At 39.2% G+C, this 5,626-nt stretch carries 5 protein-coding genes, 1 pseudogene and 1 riboswitch; of the genes and pseudogenes, 2 read left to right on the top strand and 4 right to left on the bottom strand.

Annotation, left to right across the window (positions count from 1 at the left end; genetic code table 11):
• Both L655_RS0120540 and L655_RS0120535 read left to right on the top strand, forming a co-directional pair.
• Nucleotides 1-587: IS5 family transposase (locus L655_RS0120540; protein ID WP_024603875.1), on the top strand; the 587-nt coding region annotated here is incomplete at its 5' end.
• Nucleotides 588-965: 378 nt separating this feature from the next.
• Entirely contained in the window at nt 966-1,622 is a 657-nt protein-coding gene (locus L655_RS0120535; RefSeq protein ID WP_024606134.1) for a nitroreductase family protein, read from the top strand.
• A gap of 80 nt (nt 1,623-1,702) precedes the next feature.
• Here L655_RS0120535 and ribB read toward each other — a convergent pair whose 3' ends face one another.
• The 4 genes and pseudogenes from ribB to carB all read right to left on the bottom strand — a co-directional run.
• The gene (gene ribB, locus L655_RS0120530; RefSeq protein WP_024606133.1) at nt 1,703-2,356 is read right to left on the bottom strand and encodes a 3,4-dihydroxy-2-butanone-4-phosphate synthase; all 654 of its coding nucleotides are present in this window, start codon (nt 2,354-2,356) and stop codon (nt 1,703-1,705) included.
• Nucleotides 2,357-2,601: 245 nt separating this feature from the next.
• Nucleotides 2,602-2,773: riboswitch (FMN riboswitch) on the bottom strand.
• 76 nt (nt 2,774-2,849) lie between these two features.
• On the bottom strand, nt 2,850-3,908 hold the full coding sequence (locus tag L655_RS0120525; RefSeq protein WP_024606132.1) for a S66 peptidase family protein: 1,059 nt from the start codon (nt 3,906-3,908) through the stop codon (nt 2,850-2,852).
• A 321-nt stretch (nt 3,909-4,229) separates the two neighbouring features.
• A complete protein-coding gene (gene greA, locus L655_RS0120520; RefSeq protein WP_004335404.1) occupies nt 4,230-4,706 on the bottom strand; it encodes a transcription elongation factor GreA in 477 nt (158 codons plus the stop codon).
• A gap of 48 nt (nt 4,707-4,754) precedes the next feature.
• A pseudogene (gene carB, locus L655_RS0120515) lies at nt 4,755-5,626 on the bottom strand (carbamoyl phosphate synthase large subunit); the annotation flags it as partial.

Below are 5,626 nucleotides of genomic sequence, written 5' to 3'. Positions count from 1 at the left end.
CTATCTACAGACGGTTTAATTTATGGTCCAAAAAAGGGATTTTGAATGAACTGTTTCGCGCATTATCTCGTGATGCGGACATGGATTGGGTCTTCATTGATGGCAGTATTGTCAGGGCTCATCAACATAGTTGCGGTGCAAGAACTGCTGACAATGAATCAATTGGAAAGAGCCGAGGTGGAAATTCTACGAAAATTCATCTTGCAGTCGATAGCGGAGGGTTGCCTGTTTATTATGAATTATCCTGTGGAAATACGCATGATATCGTCCATGCAGAGTCACTCGTAGCTAATTGCCCAACAAGTAATATGGTTGTCGCAGATAAAGGCTACGACAGTGAAAAACTGAGAGCGTTTGTTCGTGATAATAACGCTACACCCGTTATTCCACGTAAGGGCAACAGTTTAGTAGGCAATGAAGATATTGACTGGTGCATGTACAAATATCGGCACTTGGTTGAGAATGCATTTGGCCGTATTAAGCAATATAGAGGGATAGCCACGCGGTATGAAAAGCTTGAACGAAATTATCATTCAATGCTCGCTTTAGCATTTACTATGATGTGGCTACCAATGTGGGCTGATTGATATATGTACTACAAAGATCAACAGCCCCTAAACACGCGCTGCCTGAATTAATTGAAGGCACCAATGCAATTGGTGTCTTCAGCCAATATTTCGGGGTGGCTATTAGTGTATTTATATTTATTAAAGAAACTATTACCTAATAATATTTGATAATGATTCAACCATATACCTGTTTATCATATTGTAATAACCCACTACTATCCGTACCTAGCTATATTGATAGGCCTTACTTTACGTAGATATCAATTGAATCAAATAAGTAGAGTGATTTAAAAACACGATATTATTTTTGTAATAAATTTTTAAAAGGGTTTGTTTTTACTAAAACTGACTCAACATAGTAAATACTGGTAAAACACCTACTCAATGGAGAAACTAATGACTCACCCTATTATTAATGACTTAGAAAAGCGTTACACAGCAAAACGTTACGATGCAACGAAACGTGTATCTCAAGACGATTTAGCCGTTATTTACGAAGCTATGCGCCTATCTCCATCATCTATTAACTCGCAGCCTTGGAAATTCATCGTAATTGAATCAGATGAGGCTAAAGAGCGTATGCATAGTACATTTGCTAATAAATTTGCGTTTAACCAGCCACATATTAAAACAGCTTCGCATATAATATTGTTCGCTCACAATCCTAAATATACCCGCGATGACTACGCACAAGTTATTGATGCAGATATTAAAAATGGCCGTACTAAAGCAGAAAATCGCGAACAAGCTTTTGGTGCTTATGCGTTTGTTGATATGAATACTGATGAGCAAGGCGTTAATGAAGAGTGGACTAAAGCACAAACTTACATTGCACTGGGTAACACTATGCATGCCGCTGCACGTTTAGGCATTGATTCAACCCCAATGGAAGGCGTAGATGCACAGCTGATTGGCGAAGTCTTTGAAAAAGAACTTGATGGTTACGTATGCGACGTCGCATTAGTACTTGGCTATCATGATAGCGCTGAAGATTATAATGCTAAATTACCTAAATCTCGCTTAGCAAAAGAGCAAGTTATTCAGGTTTTATAAGTAATACGTTATAAACTTAAATGATAACAATATTAAAAAACCACTTATTTAAATAAGTGGTTTTTTTGCTTTAAAGCAGTTTAACTTACTTTGCGCTGTGCAGCCTGAATGTATTGCACTAAATCTTCAATAGAAAGCACGGTCATATTATGTTTATTAGCATAATCACTCACCTCAGGTAAGCGCGCCATTGAACCATCAGGATTTGTCAGTTCGCAAATTACGCCAAATGGTTTTAAGCCGGCAAGTTGCATTAAATCAACGGATGCTTCGGTATGACCGCGACGCACTAATACGCCACCCGTTTGTGCCTTTAAACCAAATACATGCCCTGGGCGCGATAAATCACTTGGTTTTGCATTATCCGCTGTCGCTGCTTTTATAGTAGTTACTCTATCAGCAGCAGACACACCTGTTGTTACGCCATGCTTAGCTTCAATAGTGACTGTATAAGCGGTGTTATTTTGACTCGTATTGTTAGCTACCATTTGCGGTAAGTCGAGCTGTTTAATGCGCTCATCCCCCATGCATAAACAAACAATACCGCTGCCTTCGCGGATCATTTCGGCCATTTGAAAAGTCGTTAAATGCTCAGCTGAAAAAACAAAGTCACCTTCATTTTCACGGTTTTCATCATCAACAACAAGTACGCCTTGGCCTTGCTGTAGTGCAGTGATGGCGCTTTGTACGCGGGTATGGCTTTCGCCGAATTGAGTAAGTAGAGACTGAATCATCATTATATTCCAAATAAAAATAATAGATTCAGGACTGTGAAAGGATCAGTAATACATCACTTAAATTTAAAGCGATCACTACCAAAATAGCTTAAATAAAATAACAAAAAGCACGCAGCAAAATGCAGCGCACACTGTTATACCAATAACATTAAATTAGTGACTAATTATAGCGCAAAGAAAATAGCTCACTTAACGCGATACAACGGTCATGTCTTTAATAAAATTGGTTTTAGTATAATAAGCCATATTCTCTTTCATCCGGACTGTAACCGTCGGCTCTGGCATCTCACCAGATCTGCTTGACCTTTACTTAACCTAAAATAAGTTAAATAAAGCGCTCGCGGGCTCGTTTAAGTCATAAAAAACATTAAACATACCGCCGGTGGGGAATTTCACCCCGCCCTGAGAATTTACAGTAAGTATTAGCACTTACTGTAGGCATATTATACGCTTGTATTTATTTGTTTTTCAAAACTAAATACAATAAAAACTACGAAAGTTGAATATTTAACGATGCGCGATCTACTATACCTTCGTTTATATCAGCAACTAGCGTACAGGTAGCACCATTTACCAAATTTAAGTTAGGTTGAACGTGCCCTATATCCGCATCAAAAATTACAGGAAATAAACACCCACCTAGCGCTACATCTAACGCATGGCGATAATCAAAGGCATCGTAATGACCTTGTGTTATTTCACTTCGCCCTAAAACCAAGCCATTGATATCATCAAATATACCGGCTAATTTTAATGACAGTAAAAATCGTGCAACGGTTGTGGGTGTTAGCTCTGAGTTTTCGAGGTATAAAATAAGCCCTTCGGGCGCACTGTTCTTTTTAAACTCATGCAGCGCTAAAAATGGTGAGTCGAGCAATAAACCTACGGTATCTAAACATCCACCAAATAACCGACCAGACATTTCTATGGTACGTTTATCTGTGTAGTTTAAACATTGCCAGTTTGTGGGCTCACTCGGGCTGAGTAATTCGTTCGGATTTTGCGCGTAATTAGGCTTATTTTTTTGGTATAAAGAAGAAGGACCTTGCTCAAACTTACTACCGGCTTCGTAGGTCAGAGTTTCAAATATTTGTAAGCTGTACGGATTTTTTTCATCTGGATGTAATTGCATAAGATTGGCGCTGTGAAGGGTTGCCCATTGGCACTTAGCAGTGAGTGCACATGCAATAGTACTCACATCAGAAAAACCAACTAACCACTTAGGCTTTGCTTCTTTAATGGCGTTAAAATCAAGTAGTGGCAGTATTTCCATTGCCAGCTCACCACCCATTGGCGGCATAATCGCATCTATTTCATCATCTAAAAAAAAACCCATTAGCTGCTTAGCATGCGCTTTAGCATTAAGCTGTTCACGTGGTTTGTTTTGACGTAAAAACTCGCCTTCAACAACATCATACCCTCGTTGTTGTAGTCCATTTATAACTATATCTAATCGTCCGTGATACTTTTCTTTTAGCCCAGATGAAAGCGAGCAAATAGCAATTTTAGAGCCTACTTTTAAAGGCGCTGGGTAAAGTATATTAGCCATTGAGTGTTCCTTTTTAATAATACCAACCTGCATAAATCTTTGATCAATTTAACGAATTAAATTGCACTATAACGTCGTTAAAAGTTTTTTATTTAGAACAACTAGATATAAAAACTTTTGCCTAGTTCTAGCGTAATTTTCTTAACGTTAAATAGACCCCATATATAAGCAGATTGGTATAAAGTGATTATGTACCTATATCATCATGCTCACTCTTTATGCAATATGAACACCCTTATCAGTATAGTGATTTATTTAAGGCATAAAAAAACCGATGTAAATACATCGGTTTTTATTTAAAACGTTAAAGTGAGTTATGCGTTAAAGATACTCAACTTCAATGATTTCGTACTCAACGATACCTTTTGGCGTTTGGATAGACACTGCATCGTCTACTTGTTTACCAATTAAGCCACGTGCAATCGGTGAATTAACAGAAATTAAGTTGTTTTTAATATCTGCTTCATCATCGCCTACAATACGGTATTTTACTTCTGCATCAGTATCTACATTTACTATAGTTACTGTTGTGCCAAAAATAACTTTGCCCGTATTTGGCATTTTAGTTACATCGATAATTTGAACATTTGAAAGCTTTGCTTCAATTTCTTGAATACGACCTTCACAAAAACCCTGTTGCTCACGTGCAGCGTGGTACTCAGCGTTTTCTTTTAAGTCACCGTGTTCACGCGCAACAGCAATGTCGGCGATAATTTTTGGACGGGTAACTGTTTTTAATTCGTTAAGCTCTTTGCGCAGTAAATCTGCGCCACGAACTGTCATCGGAATTGATTGCATACTTTTCTCACTTAACACCAAGGCCCTAGTTGGCCTTGGCACATTTCCTTAGTTCAATCGCAGGTGTAGCTCTTGAACTGACGTTACTTTACTACGGTCATCTGCTTTGTTAGCAGTACAGTTAGCAAAAGCCGCGTTCAAGGTTGTCGTATAGTTGGTTTTATTTTGCAATGCACCACGACGTAACACCTTCGAATCTTCGATCGCTTGACGACCTTCGGTGGTATTAACGATATAGCTGTACTCTTTATTCTTGATATAATCAAGAATATGCGGTCGGCCTTCATATACTTTGTTTACACGTCGTACTTCAATGCCAGCTTCTTCAAGAGCTTGTGCCGTGCCACCTGTTGCGTCAAGTTCAAAACCTAAGTCGGTCATGATCTTGGCTAATTCAACAATGCGTGGCTTATCGCTATTACGAACAGATAATAACGCGCGACCACCGCGTGGTAAAGTGTTGCTTGCACCTAATTGTGCTTTTGCGAATGCTTCGGCGAAAGTATCACCAACACCCATCACTTCACCCGTTGAGCGCATCTCAGGGCCACGAATTGGATCCACACCCTGAAACTTAGCAAATGGTAAAACAACTTCTTTAACGCTGTAATAAGGAGGGATCACTTCTTTAGTAATACCTTGGTTTGCCAAAGACTGACCCGCCATACAACGAGCCGCCACTTTTGCAAGCGCTACACCGGTTGCTTTTGATACAAACGGTACAGTACGTGCGGCACGCGGGTTAACTTCAATTAAGTACACTTTGCCATCTTTTACAGCAAACTGTGTATTCATTAAGCCAACAACACCAAGCTCAAGCGCCATATCGGTTACTTGCTTGCGCATTACATCTTGCACTTCTTGCGATAAAGAATGTGCTGGTAATGAACATGCTGAGTCACCAGAGTGAACACCGGCTT

It is taken from the genome of Pseudoalteromonas sp. TAE79, from assembly GCF_000498015.1.
In the GTDB taxonomy this organism is placed as follows: Bacteria; Pseudomonadota; Gammaproteobacteria; order Enterobacterales; family Alteromonadaceae; genus Pseudoalteromonas.
This window is presented reverse-complemented; position numbering and strand designations above follow the sequence as displayed.